Origin of the sequence: Siccirubricoccus phaeus, assembly GCF_008360935.1 — a bacterium.
GTDB lineage: Bacteria > Pseudomonadota > Alphaproteobacteria > Acetobacterales > Acetobacteraceae > Siccirubricoccus > Siccirubricoccus phaeus.
On sequence record NZ_SRXO01000024.1, the window covers coordinates 17,322 to 43,009 of the forward strand.

The following is a 25,688-nucleotide window of genomic DNA, read 5'->3' on the forward strand; positions in this document are numbered from 1 at the left end:
CCGGTATCGCCGCTCCGCGGTTGGCCGGTATCGCCGCTCCGCGGTTGGCCGGTATCGCCGCTCCGCGGTTGGCCGGTATCGCCGCTCCGCGGTTGGCCGGTATCGCCGCTCCGCGGTTGGCCGGTATCGCCGCTCCGCGGTTGGCCGGTATTGCCGCTCTGCGGTCGGTCGGTATTGCCGCTCTGCGGTCGGTCGGTATTGCCGCTCTGCGGTCGGTCGGTATTGCCGCTCCGCGGTCGGTCGGTATTGCCGCTCCGCGGCGGGGCTGCCAGTCTCCCGCCCATGCCGGCCGAGTCCCACGCCCCGGATCGCGCCCAAGATCGTGCCCCCTGGGCCGTCCGCCCCGAAGCTTCCCGTGGACGGCTGCATCCGGAGCCGGGCGGGGATGCGCGTTCGCCCTTCCAGCGGGACCGGGACCGCATCATCCACACCGGCGCCTTCCGCCGGCTGCAATACAAGACCCAGGTCTTCGTCTTCCATGAGGGCGATTATTTCCGCACCCGCCTGACCCATTCCATCGAGGTGGCGCAGATCGCCCGCGCCCTGGCCCGCCGCCTGCATCTGGACGAGGACCTGGCGGAGGCGCTGGCCCTGGCGCATGACCTCGGCCACCCCCCCTTCGGCCATGCCGGGGAGGAGGCGTTGGACAGCCAGATGCGCCCCTATGGCGGCTTCGACCATAACGCCCAGTCGCTGAAGGTGGTGACGAAGCTGGAAGCCCGTTACGCCGCCTTCGACGGGCTGAATTTGAGTTGGGAAACGCTGGAGGGCCTGGCCAAGCACAACGGCCCGGTCCGCCGCCCCCCGCCCTATCTGGCGGAATATGACCGGCTGCATCCGCTGGAACTCGGTACCCACGCCTCGGCGGAGGCGCAGGCGGCGGCGCTGGCGGACGACATCGCCTACAACAATCATGACCTGGATGACGGCGTCCGCGCCCGGCTGTTCCGGCTGGAGGAGGCGGCCGCCCTGCCGCTGATCGGCGAGGCCTATGAGGAAGCCCGCGCCGCCCATGCCGGCATGGCGCATGACCGGCTGGTGACGGAGACGGTGCGCCGCGTCATCAACCGCATGGTGCAGGATGTGGTGCAGGAGACGGAGCGGCGCATCGCCGCCCTGGCGCCGCGCAGCGCCGAGGATATCCGCGCCGCGGCGGCGCCGGTGGTGGCGTTTTCCGCCCCCATGCAGGCGATGAACCAGGAGGTACGGGATTTCCTGTTTCAGCGGATGTACCGCCATTGGCGGGTGAACCGGGCAATGCAGAAATCCAAGCGGGTCAGCCAATTGCTGTTCCAGCTCCTGCATGGCGGGCCGCAGATGCTGCCGCCGGACTGGCAGGCGCGGGCGGGGGAGCCCGGCAGCGCCGAATGTGCCCGGCTGGTCTGCGACTACATCGCCGGCATGACGGACCGCTTCGCGCTGGAGGAGCACAGAAGGCTGACGGACCCGAATATTCCGGGCTGACGGGGGATCGGGCCTCGCGGCTGGCGAGGAATTCGGCCGGGCGGAGAAGCGGAATGCCACGCCAGGGGTCTTGTTCGCCGCGCCCCGCGCTAGTGTCCTGCCCGCGAAGTTCGCTGGATTTCCGGCGAACGCCGCGGACAAGCAGGCCACTGAAAACCAAGGCCAGCGGCCCGATTCCGAAGTCCGCAGGACTTCAGAAGCGGGACACTGGAGCAATATCCGATCGGGTGGAATCACCTGATCGGATGTCCTGCTCTAGCCGTTTGATTGCACGCCGGATTCGCCCCCGGACATTGCCGCCCCTCGGCGATCCGCTCTAAACCCCGCCGCATGCCGAGCCACGACATCTTCGCCGCCCTCCGCACCCGCGTGGTGGACGCCCTCGCCGCCCTGCTGCCCGAGCTGCCGCCGGAGGCCTTCGCCCGCGTCCTGGTGGAGCCGCCGCGCGACCCCTCCCATGGCGACATGGCGACCAATGGCGCGCTTGTTGTCGGCAAAGCGGCGAAGCAGGCCCCGCCGAAGCTGGCCGCCGCGCTGGCGGAGAAGCTCGCCGCCCTGCCGGAGGTGGAAAGCGCCACCCCCGCCGGCCCCGGCTTCGTCAACCTCCGCCTGCGCGAGAGCTTCCTCCGCGCCCAGCTCCCCGTGGTCCTCGCCGCCGCGGAGCATTACGGCGACGGCGCCACCGGCACCGGCCGCCGGATCGATGTGGAATACGTCTCCGCCAACCCCACCGGCCCCATGCATGTCGGCCATTGCCGCGGCGCGGTGGTGGGGGATGCGCTGGCCAATCTGCTGGCCAAGGCCGGCTATGACGTCACTAAGGAATACTACGTCAACGATGCCGGGGCGCAGGTGCAGGCCCTCGGCTATGCCGCCTATTGGCGCTATTTGCAGGCCCTCGGCACGCGGATGACCGAGGAGGAATACGCCCAGCTCGTCCCCGGCGGCCTGCAATACCGCGGCGAATACCTGATCCCGGTAGGGGAGGCGCTGCGCGAGCGCTTCGGCGACGCCCTCGCGGTCCAGGACCCGGTCCATGGCATCGGCATGACCGGCCCCGACCATTGGCTGGCGACGGTGCGGGAATTCACCATCGCCCGCATGATGGAGGCCATCAAGGAAGACCTCGCCGCCCTCGGCGTGGTGCAGGATGTCTTCATCTCCGAGGCCCAGCTCGTCCGCGAGGGCAAGCTGGAGCAGGCGGAAGCCCTGCTCGCCGCCAAGGATCTCATCTATCGCGGCGTCCTCGAACCGCCCAAGGGCAAGACGCCCGAGGATTGGGAGCCGCGTGAGCAGACCCTGTTCCGCGCCACGCAATTCGGCGACGAGGTCGACCGGCCGCTGCGCAAGTCGGACGGCAGCGGTACCTACTTCGCCAACGACATCGCCAACCACCTGCACAAGCTCGAGCGCGGCTTCGACGAGCTGGTGCATGTCTGGGGCGCCGATCATGGCGGCTATGTGAAGCGCATGCAGGCGGCCGTCGCCGCCCTCTCGGACAGGCGCGTGCCGCTGGATGTGGTCCTCACCCAGATCGTGCATGTGGTGAAGGACGGCCAGCCGGTGCGGATGAGCAAGCGCGCCGGCACCTACATCACCCTGCGCGACCTGATCGAGGAGGTGGGCCAGAAGATGGCCAGCCCGCGCGAAGCGCGGGACGCCGTCCGCTTCACCATGCTGACGCGCAAATCCGATGCGCAGATGGAATTCGACCTCGACAAGGTGGTGGAGCAGTCCCGCGACAACCCGGTCTTCTACGTGCAGTACGCCCATGCCCGCTGCCGTTCCGTGCTGCGCCAGGCGGAGGACCCTGCGCCGGAGGCCCTGGCCGCCGCGCCGCTGGACGCGCTGGCCGATGCCGCGGAACTCGCTTTGATCCGCCGCCTGGTGCAATGGCCGCGCACCGTGGAAGCCGCCGCCCTGGCCCGGGAGCCCCACCGGATCGCCTTTTTTCTCCATGACTTGGCGAGCGACTTTCATGTACTATGGAACAGGGGTCGGGAGGATGCGACCCTGCGGTTCATCCGGGCGGAGGAGCCCGGGGCGACCCGCGCCCGCCTCGCCTTGGTCGCGGCGACCGCCATGGTCATCCGCTCCGGCCTCAAGGTGATGGGGGTCACGCCTGTCGAGGAGATGCGGTGAGCGATCTTGCGGTTCCTTCCTGGCGGGCGCGGCCGGAACGGTCCTCCGGGACGTCCTGGCGGATGCTGGCCTTCGCCGGCGGCGCGCTGGGCGTGGTGGCGGTGGCCGGGGCCGTGGCCTGGGGCCTCTCCCGCAGCAGCGGGCCGCGGACCATCCCGGTGATCGAGCCGGACAACCGCCCGGTGAAGGTGCGGCCGGAAAACCCGGGCGGGCTGCAGGTGCCGAATCAGGACCAGCTCGTGCTGGAACCCGCCGCGGTACGCCGCGCCGCGGAACGCAGCACCGGCGCCAATGCCCGGCTGGCGGAGGGGCCGGAAGCCCCGGCGCTGGACCAGCTCCGCCGCCAGGCGGCGCCGCCCGCGCCGCCTGCCGCCCAGGCGCCGGCCGCCGACTCTGCATCTGATGCCGCGCCTGGGCCAGCCCCGGGACCGCAGGCCTCCGCCCTGGTGGCGCCCGGCCTGGCACCGCCCGTCGCTGCGCCCGCTACCCCTGCCGCGCCGGCGCCCATCGCCGCGCCGCCGGTGCCCGCAACGCCAGTGGCCGCACCCCCCGCCGCGCCGGCGCCCGCCGCCGCTCCCGTCGCCATTGCCCCGGTGGCGCATGGCCGCGCCCAGGTGCAGCTCGGTGCACTGAATTCCGAGGAATCGGCCCGGGCGGAATGGGAGAGGCTGAGCCGCCGCATCCCGGAACTCGCCGGCTTCCAGCCCCGGGTCACCCGCTTCGACCGCGGGGAGGGCCAGGCGCCGCTCTACCGCCTGCGCGCCGGCAATCTCTCCGATGCCGCCGCCGCCCGCGCCCTCTGCGATCTGGTCCGCGCCAGGGGTGGCGCCTGCACGCCGATCGGCGGCTGAGCCCGGCATGGAACGGCCGCGCGCCGCCATCATCGGCCTGGCCGGCCCGACCCTGACGGCGGCGGAGGTGGCGCTGCTACGCGCCACCCCGCCCCTCGGCATCATCCTCTTCGCCCGCAACATCCAGGAGCCCGCCCAGCTTCGGGCCCTCACCGCCAGCATCCGGGAGCTGCTGGGGGAGCAGGCGCCCATCCTGGTGGACCAGGAGGGCGGCCGCGTTGCCCGGCTGCGCCCGCCGCACTGGCCCGCCTTCCCCCCCGCTGCCAGCTTCGAGGGCGGCCCGGCCGCGGCGGCGGAGGCGAATGCCGCCCTGCTCGGCCTGACCTGTCGGCAGGAGGGGATCGACGTGGTCTGCGCCCCGGTGCTGGATCTCCGCCTGCCCGGCGCGCATGGCATCATCGGCGACCGCGCCTTCGCCGCCGAGCCGGCGGAGGTCGCCCGCCTCGGCCGCGCCTTCGTCGAGGGGCTGCAAGCGGCCGGCTGCATCCCCGTCCTCAAGCATGTGCCGGGGCATGGGCGGGCGCTGGCGGACAGCCATCTGGAACTGCCCCGGGTCACCGCCAGCCGGCGCGACCTCGCCGAGGATTGCGGCCCCTTCCGGGCGCTCGCCGGCAGCGGCGCCTGGGCGATGACGGCGCATATCCTCTACCCGGAATTCGACCCCGTCCTGCCCGCCACCCTCTCTCCCACCGTCATTGCCCAGGTGATCCGCGGCGCCATCGGCTTCGGCGGCGTGCTGGTCAGCGACGATCTCTGCATGCAGGCGCTGAAGGGCGCGCCGGGGCGGCTGGCGCGGCAGGCGATCCAGGCCGGCTGCGACCTGGTGCTGCACTGCAATGGCGAGATCGGCGAGGCGGCCGAGCTGCTGGCGGAATGCCCGGCGCTGGCGGAACCGGCGCGGCAGCGGCTGGAGCTGGCCCGGGCGCGGATGCAGCATCGCCGCCGCCCGCTGGACCCGGCCGCGCTGGATGCGGCCCGCAGCGGCCAAGCGGCCGCCTGATGTTCGATCCCGGTTGGCTGCCGGAGCTGCTGGCCGCGGTGCTGGCCTCCGTCATCGCGATCACCCTGCATGAGGCGGCGCATGGCTATGCCGCCCTCGGCCTGGGCGACCCCACGGCGCGGGAGGCGGGGCGGCTGAGCCTGAACCCGCTGCGGCATGTGGACAAGGTGGGCACCATCCTGGTGCCGGGGGTGCTGCTGCTGGGGCAGTTGCTGACCCTCGGCCGGGTGGAGTTCATGTTCGGCTGGGCCAAGCCGGTGCCGGTGGACGTCACCCGCCTGCGCCACCCGCTGCAGGGCATGATGCTGGTGGCCGCCGCCGGGCCGGCGATGAATTTCTTCCTCGCCTGGCTGGCGGCGCTGCTGCTGCATGCCTCCTGGCTGCTTGGCGATTTCGGTTCGCCCGACTCGGCCGGCTGGGCTTATCGGTTCCTGGCGCTTTCCATTCTCGCCAATCTGGTGCTCGGCCTGTTCAACCTGCTGCCCATACCGCCGCTCGATGGCGGCCGGATCCTCGCCGGGCTGCTGCCCCTGCGGCTGGCGCTGCCTTTCCTGTCGCTGGAACGCTACGGGATCCTCATCGTGCTCTTCGTGGTGTTCCTGCTGCCGCGGCTGGTGCCGGGCTATGACCCGGTGGGCTGGGCGCTGCGCCTTGTGGTGACGGGGGCCTTCAACCTGGTGCTGCGCTTGGCGGGGCACGGATGACCCAGCCCTCCCTGCATCTCCGGCTGGAGGGCTTCGAGGGCCCGCTGGACCTGCTGCTGGACCTCGCCCGGGCGCAGAAGGTGGATATCGCGAAGATCTCCATCCTGGCCCTGGTGGACCAGTACCTGGCGGTGGTGGAGCAGGCCCGGGCGGTGCGGCTGGAGCTGGCCGCCGATTGGCTGGTGATGGCCGCCTGGCTCGCCTGGCTGAAATCCCGCCTGCTGGTGCCGGAGGAGGCGGTGGAGGGCGAGGACCCCGAAGCCCTGGCCGCCGCCCTGACCGACCGGCTGGCGGAGCTGGAGCGGATGCGCGCCGCCGCCCGCTGGCTGGGGCAGCGGGTGCAGCTCGGGCAGGAGGTGTTTGCCCGCGGTGCCCCGGAGTCGCTGACGCAGCAGGACCGCAGCGGGATCGCCGCCGATCTGCCGGCGCTGCTGCAGGCCTATGCCGCGGCGCGGCGCCGGGCCCTGGCGCGGCGGCCCTATACGCCGAAGGCGCGGAAGCTCTGGACGGTGCAGGAGGCGCTGGCGCGGCTTTCCCGGCTGGTCGGGGCCTTGCCGGGCTGGGCGGTGCTGGCGCAATTCCTGCCGGAGGGGCTGCTGGACCCGGTGGAGCGCCGCGCCGCGCTGGCCAGCACGCTGGTGGCGGCGCTGGAGACTGCCCGGGGCGGCGGCATCGAGCTGCGGCAGGATCGCGATTTCAGCCCCATCCTGATCCGCCGCCGGGCGGAGAATGAGGCGGAGCCCCATGAACGAGCTGCCTGACCCCTGCAAGCCGGAGCGCAGCGAGGCCCCGGCCGACGCCGCGCCGGAGGGGGAGGGGACGGCGTTTCCGGCGGTGCCGGAGCCTGTCGCGCCGGAGAGCATGGCCGATGCGGCGCCGGGCCCTCTGGCGGAGGCCGGCGCCGATTTGCCGCCCGATCCCCTGCTGGACGCGGCTGCCGATCCGGTGCGCGACGCCCCGGCGGAGGCCGGCGCGGAGGCGCCGGCTGATCCCATGCCGGAAGCGGCGGCTGATCCGGTGTTCGACGCTCTGGCGGAGGCCGGCCCGGAGGCGCCGGCTGACCCCATGCCGGAAGCGGCGGCTGATCCGGTGCGCGACGCCCCGGCGGAGGCCAGCGCGGAGGCGCCGGCTGACCCCATGCCGGAAGCGGCGGCTGATCCGGTGCGCGACGCCCCGGCGGAGGCCAGCGCGGAGGCGCCGGCTGACCCCATGCCGGAAGCGGCGGCTGATCCGGTGCACGACGCCCCGGCGGAGGCCGGCGCGGAGGCGCCGGCTGACCCCATGCCGGAAGCGGCGGTTGATCCGGTGCTCGACGCTCTGGCGGAGGCCAGTGCGGAGGCGCCGGCTGACCCCATGCCGGAAGCGGCGGCTGATCCGGTGCGCGACGCCCCGGCGGAGGCCAGCGCGGAGGCGCCGGCTGACCCCATGCCGGAAGCAGCCGCTGAGCCGGTGCCCGACGCCTCGGAAGTCGGCGCCGATTTGCCGGCCGAGCCCTTGCTGGACGCGGCTGGCAACCCGATGCCCAGGGCCCAGGCTGAGGCCAGCGCCGCCTCGCTGCCCGATCCCCGGCCGGAAGCGGTCGCCGACCCGGCTCCTGGCCCCTCGGCGGCGGCCAGCGCCGATCCCCAGCCGGAGACCGCGGCACCAGCCACCGGGGCGGCGGACCCCGCTGCCGCCGCCCTCGAATCCGCCGACCCGGCGGTGTTCGAACACGCCCTCCGCATCGCCGAGGCACTGATCTTCGCCAGCGACCGGCCGGTGGCGCCCGCCCGGCTGCAGCAGGCCCTGCCCCCCGGCATCGCCGCCGGCCCGGTGCTGACCGCGCTCCAGGCCCGTTCCGCCGACCGTCCGGTGCCGCTGGTGGAGGTGGCGGGCGGCTTCGCCTTCCGCACCGCGCCGGAACTCGCCCCTGCCATCACCCGCGTGGTGGAGGTGCCGCGCCGCCTGCCCCGGGTGGCGATGGAGACGCTCGCCATCATCGCCTACCACCAGCCGGTGACCCGGGCGGAGGTGGAGGAGATTCGCGGCGCCAGCCTCTCCCAATCCACCCTCGAATCGCTGCTGGAGATGGGGCTGGTGCAGCCGCGCGGGCGGAAGGAGGTGCCGGGGCGGCCCTCCCTCTGGGGCACCACGCCGCGCTTCCTGGAGCAATTCGGGCTGAAATCCCTCTCCGACCTGCCGCGGCGGGAGGAGCTGGTGAACGAGCCGGGCGCGCCGTTGCTGGCGGCGGCATCGCCAGGCTGAGCGGGGGCTTCGCCCCCAAACCCCCAGCAGAGGGCGCCGCCCTCTGCACTCCCCCGGGGGACCACCCCCCCTCGGACCCCGGTGTGAGTTTTGCGGTTCAACCTGCGGACTCGGACCGGGGTCCGGGGCCAGGTCCTGGCCCCGGCGGGGGTTCGGGGGCAGAGCCCCCGATCGTTGTATGGGGAAGCTCCTAAATTGGCGCCTACGGGGCAGCGCCCCTTGCTCGGGGACAAGGGGCCCCGCTCCACTCCCGCGCGCCGCCGCCGCCGGCTATAGCCCCGCCGCATGAGCCTTCGTCTGTCCGGCCTCCGCCACGCCTATGGCGGGCGGGAGGTGCTGCGCGGCATCGACCTCGAGGTCGGGCGCGGCGAGATCCTTTGCCTCCTCGGCCCCTCCGGCGATGGCAAGACCACCTTGCTGCGCCTGGTGGCCGGGCTGGAGCCCCTGCAGGCCGGCCGGATCGAGCTGGGCGGCCAGGTGGTGGCGGAGCCGGGGCGGGAGGTGCCGCCGGAGCAGCGCCATGTCGGCTTCGTCTTCCAGGATTACGCCCTTTTCCCGCATCTGACGGTCGCCGAGAACATTGCCTTCGGCCTGCACCGCACCCCGCGCGGGGAGCGCGCCTGGCAGGTGGCGGAGGCGCTGGCGCGGGTGGGGCTGGAGAGCTACGCCAAGGCCTGGCCGCACATGCTCTCCGGCGGGCAGCAGCAGCGCGTGGCCCTGGCCCGCGCCTTGGCGCCCCGCCCGCAGGTGGTGCTGCTGGACGAGGCCTTCGCCAGCCTGGATGCCCGCCTGCGCGAGCAGGTGCGCGACGACACCCTGCATGTGCTGCAAAGCGCCGGCATCCCCGCTTTGATCGTCACCCATGATGCGGAGGAGGCGATGTTTCTCGCCGACCGCATCGCCCTGATGCGGGCCGGGCAGGTGGTGCAGCTCGGCACGCCGGAGGAGCTGTATCTCCGCCCCGCCGAGCCCTTCGTCGCCACCTTCCTCGGCGAGGTGAATCGCCTGCCGGCGCGGATCGCCGGCGGGCAGGCGGAGACCCCGCTCGGCCCCCTGCCGGCCCCGCCCCTGCCGGAAGGCCCCGCCCAGCTCCTGCTGCGGCCGGAAGGCGTGCAGGTATTGCCGGAGGGGGAGGGCGCGCCGGCCGAGGTGGAGGCCTGCCGGCTGCTCGGCGCCACCACCCTGGTGCATCTGGCGCTGGCGGATGGCGCCGGCGGGGTGCTGCACCTGCATGCCCGGCTGCCGCCCGGGCTGGCGCTGACCCGCGGGCAGAAGGTGCGGGTCCGGATGGATCCCGAACGCGCCTTCGTATTTCCGCCCCCGGCACCCTAGATTGGCGGGGCGAGGTGTCTCTGCTACGGGAGGCGGCCCTGCGCTGCATGGGCCCCCGCCGGGGGCTTTGGCGCGGCCGGAGAGGGTATGTTCGATCTAGCCTGGTCCGAAATTGCGCTGATCGGCGTGGTGGCGCTGGTCGTCATCGGCCCCAAGGATCTGCCGGAGGCGATCCGCGGCGTGGCGCGCGGCATCGCCAAGCTGCGGCGCATGGCCAGCGAATTCCAGGGCCAGGCCGATGAGCTGGTGCGCGAGGCGAATCTGGACGAGGTACGGAACTCGATCAACGAGATCCGCAACTTCAACATCCGCGGCGAGATCGAGAAGCATATCGACGCCGACGGCTCGCTGCGGAAGAGCTTCACCGAGGATCCGCTGAAGGACAGCTACGGGCCGCCCGCCGCCAGCGCGCCGCCGCCGGCGGGCGAGGCCGCGACGGAAGGGGCGGCAGCCGCGCCGGGCAGCGCGGATGCGGCGGGCAGCGCCGCCGCGCCGCCCCCGCCGCCCGCCGCGCCGGCCTTCGTCCCCCCGGCCTTCGTGCCCCCTGCCGCGCCGCCCCCAATGGCCGCTGCGGAACCGCCCCCGCCGACCGCCACCCCTGCCTTCGTGCCGCCGGCGCCCGCGCCGGAGCCGGCCCCCCATATCCAGAAGACCTGAGCATCCACGCCCGTGCCGCGCGACCCCGAAGACACCATCGACGACAAGCCGATGCCGCTGCTCGACCACCTGATGGAGCTGCGCACGCGGCTCCTCTGGTCGGTCGGCGCCTTCGGCATCGCCTTCGCCCTCTGCTACTATTTCTCCGCCCAGATCTACGGCTTCCTGGCGCGGCCGCTGGCGGACATCCTGCAGCAGCAGGGCGGCGGAGAGCGGCGGATGATCTTCACCGCCCTCTACGAGGCCTTCTTCACCTATCTGAAGGTGGCCTTCTTCGGCGCCGTCTTCTTCAGCTTCCCGATGTGGGCGACGCAGCTCTGGCTGTTCGTGGCGCCGGGGCTGTACCGCAGCGAGAAGCGGGCGATCTACCCCTTCCTCATCGCCTCGCCCTTCCTGTTCGTGGCGGGGGCGGCGCTGGCCTATTACTTCATCTTCCCGCTGGCCTGGCGCTTCTTCATCAGCTTCGAGACGCCGCCTGAGGGCGGGGCGCTGCCGATCCAGCTCGAGGCGAAGGTCAGCGAATACCTGTCGCTGGTCATGCAGATGATCCTGGCCTTCGGCATCGCCTTCCAGCTGCCGGTGCTGCTGACGCTGCTGTGCCGCGTCGGGATCCTCAGCGTGGAGACGCTGAAGAAGGGGCGGCGCTACGCCATCGTCGGCATGTTCGTGGTGGCGGCGGTGCTGACGCCGCCGGACATCATCAGCCAGGTCGGGCTGGCGGTGCCGCTGATCGCGCTCTACGAGGTCTCCATCCTGGCGGCGACGCTGATGGCGCGGAACGCGAAAGCAGCAGCCGAGAAGACGAAGAGCTGAAGGGGGCGGGGATGCACGCGACGTCGCTGCCCCTGGCGGCTGGCCAGGACCTTCACCCGGCGCTGCGGCAATTCTGGGGGCATGGCCTCAGTCGCCGCTGACCGGCGGGGAGCGGGGCATGGGCGGCGTGGCGAAGCTGCCCTCAGGCGGCGAACGGATTGGGTTTCGGCGATGCATGACATTCGGGCGATCCGGCAGGATCCGGCGGCGTTCGACGCGGCGATGGCGCGGCGGGGGCTGGGGCCGGTCTCGGACCGCGTGCTGGAGCTGGATGCGGCGCGACGGGAGCAGATCACCCGGCAGCAGGCCGCTCTGACACGGCGCAACGAGCTGGCGAAGCAGATCGGCATCGCGAAGCGCAAGGGCGAGGACAGCGCCGCGCTGGAAGCCGAGGCGCGCGCGTTGAAGGAGGCGCTGGACGCCTTCGAGACCGCGGCCGATGAGGTGACGGCGCTGCTCGCCACCTTGCCCAATATCCTCGACCCCGAAGTGCCGGACGGGCCGGACGAATCCGCCAATGTCGTGCTGCACCAGCATGGCGAGCCGCCGCGGGTGAATTTCACGCCGCTGCAGCATTTCGAGCTGGGCGAGCGGCTGGGCCAGATGGATTTCGCCAATGCCGCCAAGCTGGCCGGCAGCCGCTTCACCATCCTGCGCGGTCCATTGGCGCGGCTGGAGCGGGCGCTCGGCCAGTGGATGCTGAACCTGCATACCGAACAGCATGGCTATGCCGAGACCACCGTCCCCTATCTGGTGAATGACGCGACGGTGTACGGCACCGGTCAGTTGCCGAAATTCAAGGACGACCTCTTCCACACCGATGACGGCCGCTGGCTGATCCCGACCGCCGAGGTGCCGCTGACCAATTTGGTGCGGGAGGAGATCGTGCCCGAGGCGGCGCTGCCCTTCCGCCTCACCGCGCTGACGCCCTGCTTCCGCTCCGAGGCCGGCAGCGCCGGGCGGGATACCCGCGGCATGCTGCGGCAGCACCAATTCCACAAGGTGGAGATGGTCTCCATCACCCGCCCGCAGGACAGCGACGCGGAGCATGAGCGGATGACGCGCTGCGCCGAGCGGGTGCTGACCGAGCTCGGCCTGGTATGGCGGCGCGTCTTCCTCTGCGCCGGCGATACCGGCTTCGGCGCGGCGCGGACCTACGACCTGGAAGTCTGGCTGCCCGGGCAGCAGGCCTGGCGGGAGATCTCCTCCTGCTCGAATTGCCGGGATTTCCAGGCGCGGCGGATGAATGCGCGGATGAAGCCCGGCGAGGGCAAGGGCAATGTCTTCCTGCACACGCTGAACGGCAGCGGCGTGGCGGTGGGCCGCGCGCTGATCGCGGTGCTGGAGACGCATCAGCAGGCGGATGGCAGCGTGCTGATCCCCGAGGTGCTGCTGCCCTATATGGGTGGGCTGGAGCGGATCGCCGCGGCCTGAGGTCAGGCCGCCACGACGCCGCGCAGCGGTGTCGTGGGGATCACATCAAGAGGATCTGGGCTGGCCGAGTACCCGCCCCGCGATGAAGGAGAGGATGCGCTGCCCGCATTCCGCCAGCGGGTGCTGGATGGCCTGGTTCTGCCCGATGGGCCGGCCGAACATCACGCGTTCCCGGGCATAGCGGGCGGCACGGTCCAGCGCGTCCTGGCCGATGCCGCCGCCATGCCGCGCGACGCCGTGCATGACGAGCGCGGCTGCCGTGACGCCGAGCCCCGCCCCGCCGAATTCCTGCGGCATGGTAACGCCGAGCCAGCCGCCCTCGGCCATGGCCTGGTGGAATTCGCGCGGGAAGCGCGCTTCCGCCTCGCAGTCGCGCCAGTACTCGTCGCCGAAGCGCCGCACCGTGCTGGCGACGCCTTCGATGCTGTCGTGCTGTTCCGGCGTCAGGCCGAAATCCGCGGGTCCTCCTCGGCGCTTTGCGGCAAGGTGCTTCAGCAACGGGGAAGACTCGAGGGTTCCAAGGGCCTTTCGGCCCTTGGCGGGGTGAGTTTGAGAGGGGCGGCGCCCCTCTCAAGAGTCACGCGACGAGTGCTGGCCGCCTCTCCCGCCAGGGCGTCGCCTTCTCATAGGCGTCGCCTGCTTTCAGGACGGTCGCCTCGTCGAACAGCTTGCCGACGATCTGCAATGAGAAGGGCATCCCCTCCTCGTTGAAGCCCATGCAGAGCGCCAGCGCCGGGTTGCCGCCGACATTGAAGGCCGTGGTGTAGCCGACCTTGGTGAAGAGGCTTTCCGGCGGCTGCGGTTGCAGCTTCTTCGCCGGCTCACCTGCCGGCAGCATCATCAGGTCCACCTCCGCGAAGGTGGCCTGCATCGCCCGCGCCAGTTCCGTGCGCAGGCGCATGGCCTGGATATAGTCCTCCGCCCGGATCAGCCCGCCGGCGATGATGCGGTAGCGCAGGCTGGCGCCGAACAGCTCCGGCCGCTGGCGCAGCTCCGGGCCGTGGATGGTGTAGAGCTCCGCCATGGCGATGATCTTCTTCGCGTCCTCATAGGCGCGCAGCTTCGGCAGCTCCACCGGGCGGACGCTGGCGCCCATGGCGCGGAAGACGTTCAGCGCGGCGTCCAGCGCTGTGCGGGTGGGGGCGGAGGGCGGCGCCTCCTCCTCCAGCCAGCGATAGGGCACGCCGATCGTGAGGCCCTTCACCTCGCCGGTCAGGGCGGCGGTGTAGTTAGGCACCGGCAGGTCCACGCTGCCGGGGTCGCGCGGGTCGAAGCCGGCGACGCAATTCATCAGGATGGCGAGGTCCTCGCTGGTCCAGGCCAGCGGCCCCGCATGGTCGTGGGAGAAGCAATTGGGCAGCACGCCGCGGCGGGAGACGCGGCCATAGGTTGGCTTGAGGCCGGCGATGCCGTTGGCCGCCGCCGGCCCGCGGATGGAGCCGCCAGTATCCGACCCCATCGTCCCCAGCACCATGCCGGCCGCGATGGAGGCGCCGGAGCCGGAGGAGGAGCCGGCCGGGTCCTTGTCCAGGTCCCAGGGGTTGCGGCAGGGCGGGAACAGCACGTCCCAGGAGGGGCCGCCATGGGCGAATTCCCAGGTGGCGGACTTGCCCAGCAGCACGCCGCCGGCGGCGGCGAGTCGCTGTTGCGCGTCGCAATCCTCGGCCGGGACGTAGTCGGCCAGCGTCTTCGACTGCGCCGTGGTGCGGATGCCCTTGGTCTCGAAAATGTCCTTCAGGTTGTAGGGGATGCCGTGCAGCTTGCCGCGGTAATTGCCGGCCATGATCTCGGCCTCTGCCGCCTTGGCCTCTTCCAGGGCGCGTTCCCGCGTCAGGGCGACGAAGCTGTTGAGCTCCGCATCCACCGCATCGATGCGGGCGAGGCAGGTGTGCAGCAGCTCCACCGGCGAGAGGTCGCGCGTGGCGATGCGCCGCGCGGCCTCGGCGATGGTGAGAAATTCCGCCATGACCCTATGCCTTTCGCGCAAAGGTGGCGGCGTCGAAGACATGCGCCGGCTCATCCGCCTGCGGGCGGTCGCGGCAGATGCGGGCGATCATCACCTCCAGATGGCGATAGGCGGAGAGCAGCTCCGCCTTGTATTCCGCCGGCAGGTCGGAAAGGCCGGCCTTGGCGGCCAGCACCTTCAGCTCTTCCTCCGTGGTCTCGGCCATGGCGTCCTTCCTTTCTCTCAGGCGAACAGGGTCTTGCGCGCCCAGTCGGGTTCGGTGTCGACCACCGGCGCGCAGGCCTCGGCGATCTCGATCAGCGCCGCATCGGCGAAGCGCGGGCCGACGAGCTGGATGCCGACCGGCAGGCCACGGGCGCTGCGGATGCAGGGAATGCCGAGGCAGGGCACCTGCAGCAGCGTCCAGATGCCGTTGAAGATGGCGTCGCCGGTGGTGTGCAGCCCTTCCGGCGCATCGCCGGGGGAGGCCGGGGTGAGCACCGCATCCAGCTTCGGGCCGAACAGCGCGTCGAAGACCGCGCGGCACTGGTCGGCCAGGGTGTAGGCGGCGCGCAGCTTCCCGGCATCGAATTGCGCGCGGGCCTCGACCCGCGCCTTGATGTCGGGCGGGGTGATGTGCGGGGCGGCGAGGACTTCCGGCAGGAAGGCGCCGGCGCCCTCATAGGCGGCGATCAGGTCGCGCGCCGCCGCCATGCCGTCGAAGGCGAGCGGCAATGTCAGCTCCTCGACGATCGCGCCCGCCGCTTCCAGGCGCTGCGCCGCGGCTTCCAGCGCCGCGACGCCGGCGGGCTCGATATGCCGCCAGACGGGGGATTTGCACATTCCGATGCGCAAGCCCTTCACGCTGCGCTTCTTCCCGCCCAGGCCGGGCAGGCGGAAGCATTCCGCCACCAGCCGCAGATCGGCGACGCAGCGGCCGTACCAGCCGACGGTATCCAGCGTGATGCTGCTCATCCGCGCGCCCTCCCGGCTGACCAGGGACCAGGAGGGTTTCAGCCCGTAGATGTTGTTGAAGGAGGCCGGGCGGATATGCGAGCCGCCGGTCTGGGTGCCGAAGCCGAGCGGCACCTGGAAGTCGCCCACCGCCGCGCCGGAGCCGGAGGAGGAGCCGCCCGGCGTGTGCTTCGCATTGAAGGGGTTGGTGCTCAGCGCCTTCCGCCCGCCGGCGGCGAATTCCACCGTATCCGTCTTGCCCAGGATGAGCGCGCCGGAGGCCCGCACGATGCCGACGCAGGCGGCATCCCGCCCTGGCTGCGAGTCCTCGTAGATGGGCGAGTTGTGCGTCGTCGGCATGTCCGCCGTGTCGATCACATCCTTCACGCCGAAGCCCAGGCCATGCAGCCCGCCCATGGGCCAGCCGGCGGCGGCGCGCTTGTCCAGCTCCCGCGCCCGCTTGAGCGCGAGATCGGGGTCGAGGAAGAGCCAGGCCTTCACCACCGCGTCCCGCGCCGCGATGCGGGCGAGGCAGGAACGGGTCAGCTCCTCCACCGAAAGCTGGCGGTCGCGGATCAGCGCGGCCGCCTCGGCGGCGGTGAGTTCGCAGGGTTGCATCAGGCGATCTCCACGGTGGTCAGATCCTGCTGCCAGCTCTGCGCCTGCACGAAGCCCTTCACCCGCGGCGACATGGCGCGCGGGTTCAGGTCATGCACGATGAAGGCCCAGAGCGCCTGGTCCACGCAGGCAGCGTGCAGCTCCGCCAGCAACATGTCCTGCTTCTCCGGGTCGAACTCCACCTCCGCCCGGCTGGCCAGGTCATCCACCTTGGGATCGGCGAAATAGCCCCAATTGGTGCCGACCGGCGGGTTGCGCCTGGACCAGGTGACGTCGATCAGCGCGGAAGGCTCGGCCGAGCCCAGGGAATTGTTCAGCGCATGCATGCCGCGATTCTCCGGCGCCGCGGCGCCGCTGCGGCGGCGGCCGCGCAGCGTCTCCCATTCCAGCACTTCCAGCCGGACATTGATGCCGATCTCGGCCAGGCCCTGCTTGATCGCCTCGTTCATCGGCAAGGGCTGCATCTGGCCGCTGCCGCTGGTGGAGATCAGCACCGTGGCGTTGCAGGGGTTGCGCGGGCCGTAGCCGGCGGCCTGCAACAGCTTCTTCGCCTCGCGCGGGTCGTGGCGCAGCTCGAAGCCCGGCTTGCCGAACCAAGGGTCGTTCGGCAGCGTCAGCCCCTTGGCCGCCTGCGCCGTGCCGTCCAGCAGCGCCACCAGCCCGTCGCGGTCCAGGCCGAGATTGATCGCCTGGCGCACCCGCACATCGCGGAAGGGGCTGTCCGGCAGGCAGCTCAGCAGATAGGGCCAGATATGCGGGTAGGGGTTGGTGACGATCTTCATGCCGGCATTGCGCAGCCGCGGGATCATGTCCGGCGAAGGCGCCTCGATCCAATCCACCTGGCCGGAGAGCAGGGCCGCACCGCGGGTCAACGGGTCCGGCATCGGCATGACGATCAGCCGGTCGCATTTCGGGATGCGGGCGCTGTCCCAGTACTCCGCATTGCGGACATATTCGATGCGCTCGCGCGGCACCACCTTGTCGAACTTCCAGGGGCCGGTGCCGGAGGGGTTGAGGGCGAAGCGCGCCCAGCTTCCGCCCAGCTCCTTCCACCGCGCCGGCGAGGAGAAGAACACGCTGACCAGCTTGTAGGGCAGGCTGGCCACCGGATCCTTGGTGATGATCTCCACCGTGCTGCCATCCACCGCGCGGTAGCTGGCGATGGGGGCGACGAAGGTGGCGGCCTGCGCCGCCTGGGCGCTGTCATATTGCGGCGCTTCCTTCTTCATCACCTTGTCGAGGTTCCAGACGACCGCCTCGGCGTTGAATTCCGAGCCGTCGTGGAATTTCACCCCCTGGCGCAGCCTGAAGGTCCAGCGGTTGCGGTCGGCAGGATCGGTGGACCAGCTTTCGGCGAGGCCGGGGCGGATGCGCGCCTTGCGGTCGCCATGGGAAAGGTCCCAGTTGCTCAGCCCGTCATAGCCGGTGATGCCGCCGAAGCGGATGCCCTCCGCGCCCTGGCTGGGCTGGCCGGTGGTGGTGGGGATGTCGGCCGCGGTCATGCCGACGCGCAGCACCTTCTCGCCCTGCGCCCTGGCGGGCAGGGCGGGGATCAGGGCGGTGGCGGTCAGGCCCGCGGTGAAATGGCGTCGCAGCATGTCTCAACCCCCGGCGGTGACGTGGGGCCGTGCGTCGCGCTGGTGCTCCTCTGCCAGAGCGGCGTCCGATCGGGGTGGACCCGCAGCCGCGGGTCCCACCCGATCGGGCACAAGCTGCTCTGTACCTTTGTTGTCTGGGCGATCCTTGTTCGGGCGAGGCCGCCCGAACGAGGATCGCCCCGCAGCATGGGGGGCCATGCTGCACCGCGCAATGGCTTATTGAAACAGGCGGCTCTTTGGCCGCGGCAGGCCGAGATGCTCGCGCAGGGTCCGGCCGGTGTAGTCGGCGCGGTAGAGGCCGCGCTCCTGCAGGATGGGCACGACCATGTCCACGAAATCGTCGAAGCCGCCGGGGAAATAGGGCGGCAGCACGTTGAAGCCGTCGCAGGCGTAGCTGTCGAACCATTCCTGCATGGTGTCGGCGATCTGCACCGGCGTGCCGCAGACCACCCAATGGCCGCGCGCGGCGCCGGCCAGGCTGAACATGTCCCGCCATGTCATGTTCTCCCGCCAGGCCTTGGCCAGCATCGCCTTGGCGAAGCCGTGGGAGGTGTCGGGCAGGGGGAAGTCCTTCGGCACCTTCTCATCCAGCGGGAAGCCGGAGACATCCATGCCCATGCGGGCGGCGAGCATGGAATTGGCATTGGCCGGGTTCACGAAGGACTGCAGCAGGTTCAGCTTGTCCCGCGCCTCGCGCTCGGTGCGGCCGATCACCGGCATCATGCCGGGCAGCACGGCGATTTCCGAGGCGTGGCGGCCATAGGCCGGCATGCGTTCCTTCAGCGCACGGTAGCCGGATTGCGCCTCGCCCATATCCTGCACCACGGCGAAGACCACATCGGCGGTGCGGGCGGCCAGCTTCAGCCCGGGCTCGGAGGAGCCGGCCTGGAGGATGATGGGCTGGCCCTGCGGCGTGCGGCTGCTGGAAAGCGGTCCCTTCACCTTGAAGAACTTCCCCACATGGTTCAGCGGCTTCACCTTGGCGGGGTCGATGTACTGGCCGGTTTCCACGTTGCGCACCACCGCGCCGTCATCCCAGCAATCCCAGAGGCCGCGGACGACATCGACGAATTCCTCCGCCACCTCGTAGCGCGCATCATGCTCCGGGTGGATGCGGCCGAAATTCTCCGCCACCTTGCCGCCCGAGCTCGTCACCGCGTTCCAGGCCGCGCGGCCGCCGGAAAGATGGTCGAGCGAGGCGAACATCCGCGCCACATTGTAGGGCTCGGCATAGGTGGTGGAGGCGGTGGCGCCGAGGCCGACATGCGTCGTCGTCGCGGCCAGCGCCGCCAGCATGGTCAGCGGCTCGAAGCGCGCGGCGAAGCTGGGGTGCATGCCCGGTTCGCTGGCGAGGTTGTCGCCGAGGAAGATGAGGTCGAATTTCCCCCGTTCCGCGATGCGGCCGATCTCCTGGATGACGGAAAGATCCTCGAAGCTCTGCGCCGCGCCGGGGTAGCGCCAGCCGGCGATGTGGTTGCCGGTGCCGAGGACGAAAACGCCAAGATGCATCTGGCGTGGGGAAGGGGACATCTTCTCGTTCACTCCATCGGCCGTCAAGGCGACGGCGCCGATATGACAGGCGGTGGCGCCGGCCTGCGGGGCGCCGCCGCCCGCCAAGCAATTCGCATGCCTCGGCACGCCGATTGCATTCCATCCCGGCCTCCGGACCAAGGCAAGACGGTATGGGCGCGCCGCAGCGGCAGATCAGGCTTGGCGTATCGGCGATCGGCATGGGCTACCACATTGCCGCCTGGCGGCACCCGGATGCCTCTGCCGGCGGCAATATGGAGCTGGGGCATTTCGTCCGCGCCATCCATGCGGCCGAGCGTGGGCTGTTCGACATGTTCTTCCTGGCCGATGGCGTCGGCATCAGGATGTATGACGAGCCGCCGGGCGCCCTTTCCCGCTCCTCGAAGAACGTGCAATTCGAGCCGCTGACGCTGCTTTCGGCGCTGGCGATGGTCACCTCGCGCATCGGGCTGATCGCCACGGCGAGCACCACCTGGAACGAGCCCTATCACATCGCTCGGAAATTCGCCTCGCTGGACCATATCAGCGGCGGCCGTGCCGGCTGGAATGTGGTGACCAGCGTGACGGCACAGGAAGCCCGCAATTTCGGCCGCGAGGCACCGCCCGACTACGACAGCCGCTACGACCGTGCCGCCGAGTTCGTGGAGGTGGTGCGCGGATTGTGGGACACGTGGGAGGACGATGCGTTCGTCCGGGACAAGGCGTCGGGGATCAATTTCGACCCCGCCAAGCTGCATGTGCTGAACCACCAGGGGAAGCATTTCACCGTCGCCGGCCCGCTGAACGTGGCGCGCACGCCGCAGGGCGCCCCGGTGCTGGTGCAGGCCGGCGCCTCCGACCCGGGGCGGGAGCTGGCGGCGGCGACGGCCGATGTGGTCTACGCCGCGGCGCAGAGGCTGGAGGACGCGCAGGCCTATTACGCCGACGTCAAGCGCCGCATGGCGAAATACGGCCGCCAGCGCGAATCGCTGAAGATCATGCCCGGCCTCATGGCCATCCCCGGCCGCACAAGGCAGGAGGCGCATGACCGATACGAGATCCTGCAGGAGCTGATCCACCCGGTCGTCGGGCTGGCGGCGATCGCCGGCTCGCTCGGCGACCTCTCCGCCTTCCCGCTGGACGGGAAGGTGCCGGAGCCGACCAATCCGCGCATGCTGAGCCGGGCGAAGATCCTGCTGGACATGGCGCGGCGGGACAACCTCTCGATCCGCCAGCTCTACCTCGCCATCGCCGGCGGCAACGGCCACCGCACCATCATCGGCACGCCCGCCGACATCGCCGACGCGATGGAGGAGTGGTTCACCCAGGGGGCCGCGGATGGCTTCAACATCCTGCCGCCCTGGCTGCCCGGCGGCCTGGAAGAGGTGGTGGACCAGGTGGTGCCGGAGCTGCAGCGCCGCGGCCTCTACCGCACCGCATACGAGGGGCACACGCTGCGCGATCTGCTCGGCGCCGACCCCGCCCCCAACCGCTACGCCCAACGCCGGAGTGCCGCCGAATGAGACCCCTTGCCACCATCGCCGCCCTGTTGCTCCTCGCGACACCCGCCGCGGCGCAGGAGCTCCGCATCGGCATGAAGGCGGCGGTGGACAGCGCCGACCCGCACCTCACCTACACCCCCAACCGCAATGTCGGGCTGCATGTCTTCGAGACGCTGACCGATCTCGACCCGACCCTGCGGCCGATCCCGAACCTCGCCTCCTCCTGGCGCGCCATCGATGAGCTGACCTGGGAATTCAAGCTGGTGCCCAATGCCCGCTTCCATGACGGCACGCCCTTCACCAGCGAGGACGCCGCCTTCTCCATCCGCCGGGTGCAGAGCGTGCAGGGCGCCCGCACCTATGCCAGCGCGGTGCGCAACGTCATCGGCATCGAGACGCCGGACCCGCACACGCTGATCCTGCGGATGCGCGCACCGACGCCGATGCAGCCGCACCACATCGCCAGCGTCGGCATGGTCTCCGCCCGCGCCGCGGCGGAGGCGGCGGAGGGCGATTTCAACGGCGGCCGCGCCGCCATCGGCACCGGCCCCTATCGCTGGGTGCGCTGGACGCCGGGCGCCGATGTGGTGCTGGAACGTGCGGACACCTGGCGCGGCACGCCGGAGCCCTGGCAGCGCGTGACCTTCCGCAACATCCCCAACGACAGCGCCCGCGTCGCCGCCCTGCTCGCCGGCGATGTGGATGTGGTGGACACCATTCCCGCCGGCCTCTACCAGCGGGTGCGGGAGAGCGACCGCACCCAGCTCATCTCCACCGACAGCATCTTCACCCATTGGCTGTTCATGGACAGCATGTCGCCGCGCATCGCCAATGCGCTGGGCGCGGATGGCCAGCCCCTGCCGCAGAACCCGCTGCGGGACCAGCGGGTGCGGCAGGCGATGAGCCTCGCGATCAACCGCACGGCGCTGGCCGAACGCGCCATGGAAGGCGGTGCCAGCCTGGCCGGGCAGGTGGCCTCGCCGGGGCTGATCGGGCATGATCCCAGCACCCCGCCGCTGCCCTACGACCCCGCCCGGGCTCGCGCCCTGCTAGCCGAGGCCGGCTATCCGCAGGGCTTCACCCTGAACCTGCAATGCACCGCGGACCGCTTCGCCGGCGATGCCCGCACCTGCCAGGCGATCGGCCAGATGCTGACCCAGGTGGGCATCCGCGCGAAGATCGAGGCGCTGCCCATGTCCATCTATCTCCGCCGCGGCACGCAATCCGCGCCGGGCGGGGAGCCGGAGATGTCGGCGCATCTCTCGATGTACGGGTCGAGCCTCGGCATCGCCTCGGAGACGCTCACCAGCCTGATCCGCACCATCAACCGCGACCTCGGCCATGGCGGCTGGAACCGCACCCGCTATTCCAACCCGGAGCTGGACCGGCTGCTGACCGTAGCAGACAGCACCTTTGACGACGCGGCGCGGGAGAAGGCGATCCAGGCCGCCGCCCATTACGCGGTGGGTCAGCAGGCGCTGATCCCGATCTTCTTCGTCCGCATCTCCTGGGGTATCCGCCGCGGCTTGACCATGGTGCCGCGAGCGGACAGTTTCACCATGGCGACCACGGTGCGGGTGACCCAGTGATGCCGAAGGACCTATCCCAGGCCGGCAAGCCGAAGCAGCTTCGCCTCGGCGTCTTCCTCTACACGCCGGGCAGCCATTCCGCCGGCTGGCGCCACGCCGATGCGGTGCCGGAGACGGACATGCAATTCCCCTGGTACGCCCGCATGGCGTGCATGGCAGAGGCGGCGAAGATCGACTGCGTGTTCTTCCAGGACACGGCGGCGGTGAATGGCAGCGCCAACCTGGACGGCGCCGGCGCCAAGCGGCCGAGGACGGCGCGGCAGGTCTATCTGGAACCCGTCACCCTGCTGGCGGCGCTGGCGGCGGTGACGGAGCGCATCGGGCTGGTCGCCACCGCCACCACCACCTATGGCAACCCCTACGATCTCGCCCGCCGCTTCGCCACCATCGACCATATCAGCGGCGGCCGTGCCGGCTGGAACCTCGTCACCTCCCAGGTCGAGGACGAGGCCGGCAATTTCGGCTTCGACCGCCATATGGACCACGCGCTCCGCTACGAACGCGCCGGCGAATTCTGGGATGTGGTGACCGCCCTCTGGGATTCCTGGGAGGACGGCGCGCTGCTGCGCGACAAGGCGAGCGGCCATTACATCGACCCGGACAAGCTGCATTTCCAGTATCACGAGGGCAAGCATTTCCGGGTGCGCGGCCCGCTGAACCTGCCGCGCACGCCGCAAGGGCGGCCGGTGGTCTCGGAAGCCGGCTCCTCCGAGGCGGGGAAGGAGCTGGCGGCGCGCACCGCCGACCTCATCTTCACCGCCCAGACCGTGCTGGAGGAAGGCCGCGCCTTCCGCGAGGATGTCCGCGCCCGCGCCGCGCGCCACGGCCGCGACCCGGACCATGTGAAGATCCTGCCCGGGCTGATGACCATCGTCGGCCGCACGGAGCAGGAGGCGCAGGACAAGCTTGGCGCCCTGCAGGCGCTGATTTCGGACGATGCGGCGATGCGCCTGCTGGCGCGCCTCACTGGCGACCTCGACATCTACCAGTACGATCTCGACGGCCCGCTGCCGCCCCTGCCGCCCAGCAACGCCGCCAAGGCCAGGCAGCAATTGCTGATGGACCTGGCGCGGAAGGAGAACCTCACCATCCGCCAGGTGGCGCGCTACCTCGGCACTTCGCTCGGCCACCAGCTTCAGGTCGGCACCCCGGCGACCATCGCCGACCGCATGCAGGAATGGCTGGAGGGCGGGGCCTGCGACGGCTTCAACCTGATGTTCCCGCATTTCCCCGCCCCGCTCGAGGATTTCTGTACGCTGGTGGTGCCGGAGCTGCAGCGGCGCGGCATCTTCCGCAAGGAATACGAAGGGACGACGCTGCGCGAGCATCTCGGCATTCCGGTGCCGCCGAACCGCTACGCCATGGCATGATGCGCGCGCACGCGAAGGGAGCCCCGGGATGAGCGACACCGCGCCGATGGTGGCCGGCCTGTTCCATGTCGCGGTGAAGACCAACGACTTCGCCGCGACACTCGCCTTCTATGAAGGCATCCTCGGCCTCAGGAACGGCTTCCGGCCGGATTTCGGCTATCCCGGCGCCTGGCTCTACGTGCCCGTCGCGGGCGGCCCGGCCATATTGCACATCTATGCCGGCGGGCCGGCGCTGCTGCCGGACGGGGTGGCGCCCTCCGGCACCGCCGCCATCGACCATCTCTCCCTCGCCTGCCGCGGCTTCCATGGCTATGTCGCGCGGTTCCGGGCGGCGGGGCTGGAGTGGCGGGAATTCCTCGTCCCCGGCACCACCCTCTGGCAGCTCTTCGTCTACGATCCCTCCGGCGTGCAATGCGAGCTGACCTTCGAGGGGGCGGGGGAGGCCGGCCCGCCGCCGGACATGTCCCCCGGCCGCGCCTATGTTGCCGGCGCCGGCTTCTTCGACGCTGCCACCTACCCGAAACTGTCCTGAACCCCGCCCGGCGCGCCGCCACACGGGGCGCCGCTTTCCTGTCATCCTGCCATCATCGTCCGGCTGCTAGAAGCGCAGCCGCACCGACGGAGCGGATACATGCCGGGCATCATCCTCGTCCTCAATGCGGGGTCCTCCTCGCTGAAATTCGCCGTCTACGACACCGCCGCCGCCACCGGGCTTGCCGCCCGCTATGCCGGCCAGGTGGAGGGGATCGGCGCCGCGCCGCACATCATCGCCAGGGACGCCACCGGCCATCCGGTGTTCGAGCAGCGCTGGCAGCAGGGCGAAGGGCCCACCAACCAGGTGGGCGCGCTGGATGCGGTGATGGCCTGGCTGCACCAGGTGCTGGACGGGCGGGAAGTGGCCGCCATCGGCCACCGCGTGGTGCATGGCGGCGTGCATTTCCACGCCCCGGTCAGGATCGACCTGCATGTGATGGCGGAGCTGCAGGCGCTGGTGCCCCTGGCGCCGCTGCATCAGCCGCACAACCTGGCCGGCATCGCCGCCGCCGCAAGGCATTTCCGCGGCGTGCCGCAGGTGGCCTGCTTCGACACCGCCTTCCACCGCACCCAGCCCTTCTTCGCCGACACTTTCGGCCTGCCGCCGGAATTCCACGCCCGCGGCATCCGCCGCTATGGCTTCCATGGCCTGTCCTATGAATACATCGCCCGGCAGCTCGCGGCGGAGGACCCGGTGCTCGGCGCCGGGCGGCTGGTGGTGGCGCATCTCGGCAATGGCGCCTCGCTCTGCGCCATCGCCGATGGCAGGGCGCAGGGCAGCACCATGGGTTTCACCGCCCTGGACGGCGTGCCGATGGGCACCCGCAGCGGCCAGATCGACCCCGGCGTGGTCCTGCACATGATCGACACGCTGGGGATGAGCACGGCGGAGGTCTCGCGGCTGCTCTACAACAACAGCGGGCTGAAGGGCATGTCCGGCGTCTCCCAGGATGTTCGGGAGATCGAGGCGGCGGGGGGCGAGGCGGCGGAGTGGGCGCTCGGCTATTTCGCCTACCGGGTGCGGCGGGAGGTGGCGGCGCTGGCTGCCGGCATCGGTGGGATCGATGCGCTGGTCTTCACCGCCGGCATCGGCGAGCACGCCGCCGGGGTCCGCGCCCGCATCTGCCAGGGGCTGGGCTTCCTCGGCATTGCGCTGGACCCGGCGCGCAACACGCATCATGCGGCGGAGATCTCGCCGGCCGGCGCGCCGGTGCGGGTGCTGGTACGGCACACCGATGAGGAGCGGATGATCGCCGAGCACAGCCTGGAGGTGCTGCGGGGCTGAGGCCGCATGGCCGGCGGTTGCCCGGCTGGGCGCCCCCGGCCGGCACCTCGGACGCCGTCGCATCCGAGCGCCTCGCGCGCTCGACACCGTCGAGCGCACCTTAACCCGCAACCACGGTGCCGATGTCGAGGCAAGGATGCGCC

At 71.1% G+C, this 25,688-nt stretch carries 22 protein-coding genes; 16 read left to right on the plus strand and 6 right to left on the minus strand.

Translation table 11 applies throughout. From position 1 onward, the window contains the following. The first annotated feature begins 282 nt into the window (after positions 1-282). The 11 genes from E5N76_RS24490 (at position 283) to serS (ending at position 12,641) form a co-directional block, all read left to right on the plus strand. Positions 283-1,464, plus strand: a complete 1,182-nt coding sequence (locus tag E5N76_RS24490) for a deoxyguanosinetriphosphate triphosphohydrolase (protein WP_149540096.1) — start codon at positions 283-285, stop codon at positions 1,462-1,464. 330 nt (positions 1,465-1,794) lie between these two features. After that, complete coding sequence (gene argS / locus E5N76_RS24495; protein ID WP_149540098.1) at positions 1,795-3,606, plus strand: arginine--tRNA ligase; 1,812 nt, start codon at positions 1,795-1,797, stop codon at positions 3,604-3,606. Next, positions 3,603-4,457, plus strand: a complete 855-nt coding sequence (locus tag E5N76_RS31150) for an SPOR domain-containing protein (protein ID WP_187830368.1) — start codon at positions 3,603-3,605, stop codon at positions 4,455-4,457. Before argS ends, E5N76_RS31150 begins: the two co-directional genes overlap by 4 nt. A 7-nt stretch (positions 4,458-4,464) precedes the next feature. Then, positions 4,465-5,457 (plus strand): beta-N-acetylhexosaminidase, encoded by a 993-nt coding sequence (nagZ, locus tag E5N76_RS24510; protein ID WP_149540100.1) that lies wholly within the window; start codon positions 4,465-4,467, stop codon positions 5,455-5,457. Beyond that, positions 5,457-6,161 (plus strand): site-2 protease family protein, encoded by a 705-nt coding sequence (locus E5N76_RS24515; protein ID WP_149540102.1) that lies wholly within the window; start codon positions 5,457-5,459, stop codon positions 6,159-6,161. The genes nagZ and E5N76_RS24515 overlap by 1 nt, the downstream gene beginning before the upstream one ends. Further along, positions 6,158-6,922 carry a segregation and condensation protein A gene (locus E5N76_RS24520; protein ID WP_149540104.1) on the plus strand — a complete coding sequence of 255 codons (765 nt, stop codon included), beginning with the start codon at positions 6,158-6,160 and terminating at the stop codon, positions 6,920-6,922. Before E5N76_RS24515 ends, E5N76_RS24520 begins: the two co-directional genes overlap by 4 nt. Further along, positions 6,906-8,405: an SMC-Scp complex subunit ScpB gene (gene scpB, locus E5N76_RS31420; protein ID WP_408021728.1), complete on the plus strand. Its 1,500-nt coding sequence runs from the start codon at positions 6,906-6,908 to the stop codon at positions 8,403-8,405. The genes E5N76_RS24520 and scpB overlap by 17 nt, the downstream gene beginning before the upstream one ends. Positions 8,406-8,690: 285 nt before the next feature. Beyond that, positions 8,691-9,737 carry an ABC transporter ATP-binding protein gene (locus E5N76_RS24530; protein WP_149540106.1) on the plus strand — a complete coding sequence of 349 codons (1,047 nt, stop codon included), beginning with the start codon at positions 8,691-8,693 and terminating at the stop codon, positions 9,735-9,737. Positions 9,738-9,824: 87 nt separating this feature from the next. Then, positions 9,825-10,394, plus strand: a complete 570-nt coding sequence (gene tatB, locus E5N76_RS29810) for a Sec-independent protein translocase protein TatB (RefSeq protein ID WP_187830369.1) — start codon at positions 9,825-9,827, stop codon at positions 10,392-10,394. Between the two features lie 51 nt (positions 10,395-10,445). Beyond that, complete coding sequence (gene tatC, locus E5N76_RS24540; protein WP_149540225.1) at positions 10,446-11,207, plus strand: twin-arginine translocase subunit TatC; 762 nt, start codon at positions 10,446-10,448, stop codon at positions 11,205-11,207. Between the two features lie 171 nt (positions 11,208-11,378). Then, positions 11,379-12,641 (plus strand): serine--tRNA ligase, encoded by a 1,263-nt coding sequence (gene serS, locus E5N76_RS24545; RefSeq protein ID WP_149540108.1) that lies wholly within the window; start codon positions 11,379-11,381, stop codon positions 12,639-12,641. 45 nt (positions 12,642-12,686) lie between these two features. On the opposite strand, the gene E5N76_RS24550 is transcribed toward serS, so the two are convergent. From E5N76_RS24550 to E5N76_RS24575, 6 genes are all read right to left on the minus strand, one after another. Beyond that, the gene (locus E5N76_RS24550) at positions 12,687-13,139 is read right to left on the minus strand and encodes an acyl-CoA dehydrogenase family protein (RefSeq protein WP_149540110.1); all 453 of its coding nucleotides are present in this window, start codon (positions 13,137-13,139) and stop codon (positions 12,687-12,689) included. Positions 13,140-13,218: 79 nt separating this feature from the next. Beyond that, the gene (locus tag E5N76_RS24555; protein WP_187830370.1) at positions 13,219-14,607 is read right to left on the minus strand and encodes an amidase; all 1,389 of its coding nucleotides are present in this window, start codon (positions 14,605-14,607) and stop codon (positions 13,219-13,221) included. 4 nt (positions 14,608-14,611) lie between these two features. Beyond that, positions 14,612-14,812, minus strand: a complete 201-nt coding sequence (locus tag E5N76_RS24560) for a hypothetical protein (protein ID WP_149540114.1) — start codon at positions 14,810-14,812, stop codon at positions 14,612-14,614. 17 nt (positions 14,813-14,829) lie between these two features. After that, a complete protein-coding gene (locus tag E5N76_RS24565; RefSeq protein WP_149540116.1) occupies positions 14,830-16,158 on the minus strand; it encodes an amidase in 1,329 nt (442 codons plus the stop codon). Next, entirely contained in the window at positions 16,158-17,756 is a 1,599-nt protein-coding gene (locus E5N76_RS24570) for an ABC transporter substrate-binding protein (RefSeq protein ID WP_149540118.1), read from the minus strand. The genes E5N76_RS24565 and E5N76_RS24570 overlap by 1 nt, the downstream gene beginning before the upstream one ends. A gap of 216 nt (positions 17,757-17,972) precedes the next feature. After that, on the minus strand, positions 17,973-19,394 hold the full coding sequence (locus tag E5N76_RS24575; protein WP_235907860.1) for an LLM class flavin-dependent oxidoreductase: 1,422 nt from the start codon (positions 19,392-19,394) through the stop codon (positions 17,973-17,975). Between the two features lie 44 nt (positions 19,395-19,438). Here E5N76_RS24575 and E5N76_RS24580 point away from each other — a divergent pair, with 44 nt between their 5' ends. The 5 genes from E5N76_RS24580 (at position 19,439) to E5N76_RS24600 (ending at position 25,545) form a co-directional block, all read left to right on the plus strand. Beyond that, positions 19,439-20,788, plus strand: coding sequence for an LLM class flavin-dependent oxidoreductase (locus E5N76_RS24580; protein WP_149540120.1), 1,350 nt, complete (start codon positions 19,439-19,441; stop codon positions 20,786-20,788). Continuing rightward, positions 20,785-22,356, plus strand: a complete 1,572-nt coding sequence (locus E5N76_RS24585; protein WP_149540122.1) for an ABC transporter substrate-binding protein — start codon at positions 20,785-20,787, stop codon at positions 22,354-22,356. The genes E5N76_RS24580 and E5N76_RS24585 overlap by 4 nt, the downstream gene beginning before the upstream one ends. Continuing rightward, positions 22,356-23,726 carry an LLM class flavin-dependent oxidoreductase gene (locus E5N76_RS24590; protein WP_149540124.1) on the plus strand — a complete coding sequence of 457 codons (1,371 nt, stop codon included), beginning with the start codon at positions 22,356-22,358 and terminating at the stop codon, positions 23,724-23,726. Before E5N76_RS24585 ends, E5N76_RS24590 begins: the two co-directional genes overlap by 1 nt. A gap of 28 nt (positions 23,727-23,754) precedes the next feature. Beyond that, positions 23,755-24,258, plus strand: a complete 504-nt coding sequence (locus E5N76_RS24595; RefSeq protein ID WP_149540126.1) for a VOC family protein — start codon at positions 23,755-23,757, stop codon at positions 24,256-24,258. 99 nt (positions 24,259-24,357) lie between these two features. Continuing rightward, a complete protein-coding gene (locus E5N76_RS24600; protein WP_149540128.1) occupies positions 24,358-25,545 on the plus strand; it encodes an acetate/propionate family kinase in 1,188 nt (395 codons plus the stop codon). Positions 25,546-25,688 lie beyond the last annotated feature (143 nt).

Coding starts and splice junctions, on each gene's coding strand:
- E5N76_RS24490 (WP_149540096.1), top strand. CDS start 283: ATGCCGGCCGAGTCCCACGCCCCGGATCGCGCCCAAGATCGTGCCCCC.
- argS (WP_149540098.1), top strand. CDS start 1,795: ATGCCGAGCCACGACATCTTCGCCGCCCTCCGCACCCGCGTGGTGGAC.
- nagZ (WP_149540100.1), top strand. CDS start 4,465: ATGGAACGGCCGCGCGCCGCCATCATCGGCCTGGCCGGCCCGACCCTG.
- E5N76_RS24515 (WP_149540102.1), top strand. CDS start 5,457: ATGTTCGATCCCGGTTGGCTGCCGGAGCTGCTGGCCGCGGTGCTGGCC.
- E5N76_RS24520 (WP_149540104.1), top strand. CDS start 6,158: ATGACCCAGCCCTCCCTGCATCTCCGGCTGGAGGGCTTCGAGGGCCCG.
- scpB (WP_408021728.1), top strand. CDS start 6,906: ATGAACGAGCTGCCTGACCCCTGCAAGCCGGAGCGCAGCGAGGCCCCG.
- E5N76_RS24530 (WP_149540106.1), top strand. CDS start 8,691: ATGAGCCTTCGTCTGTCCGGCCTCCGCCACGCCTATGGCGGGCGGGAG.
- tatB (WP_187830369.1), top strand. CDS start 9,825: ATGTTCGATCTAGCCTGGTCCGAAATTGCGCTGATCGGCGTGGTGGCG.
- tatC (WP_149540225.1), top strand. CDS start 10,446: ATGCCGCTGCTCGACCACCTGATGGAGCTGCGCACGCGGCTCCTCTGG.
- serS (WP_149540108.1), top strand. CDS start 11,379: ATGCATGACATTCGGGCGATCCGGCAGGATCCGGCGGCGTTCGACGCG.
- E5N76_RS24555 (WP_187830370.1), bottom strand. CDS start 14,607: ATGGCGGAATTTCTCACCATCGCCGAGGCCGCGCGGCGCATCGCCACG.
- E5N76_RS24560 (WP_149540114.1), bottom strand. CDS start 14,812: ATGGCCGAGACCACGGAGGAAGAGCTGAAGGTGCTGGCCGCCAAGGCC.
- E5N76_RS24565 (WP_149540116.1), bottom strand. CDS start 16,158: ATGCAACCCTGCGAACTCACCGCCGCCGAGGCGGCCGCGCTGATCCGC.
- E5N76_RS24570 (WP_149540118.1), bottom strand. CDS start 17,756: ATGCTGCGACGCCATTTCACCGCGGGCCTGACCGCCACCGCCCTGATC.
- E5N76_RS24580 (WP_149540120.1), top strand. CDS start 19,439: ATGGGCGCGCCGCAGCGGCAGATCAGGCTTGGCGTATCGGCGATCGGC.
- E5N76_RS24585 (WP_149540122.1), top strand. CDS start 20,785: ATGAGACCCCTTGCCACCATCGCCGCCCTGTTGCTCCTCGCGACACCC.
- E5N76_RS24590 (WP_149540124.1), top strand. CDS start 22,356: ATGCCGAAGGACCTATCCCAGGCCGGCAAGCCGAAGCAGCTTCGCCTC.
- E5N76_RS24595 (WP_149540126.1), top strand. CDS start 23,755: ATGAGCGACACCGCGCCGATGGTGGCCGGCCTGTTCCATGTCGCGGTG.
- E5N76_RS24600 (WP_149540128.1), top strand. CDS start 24,358: ATGCCGGGCATCATCCTCGTCCTCAATGCGGGGTCCTCCTCGCTGAAA.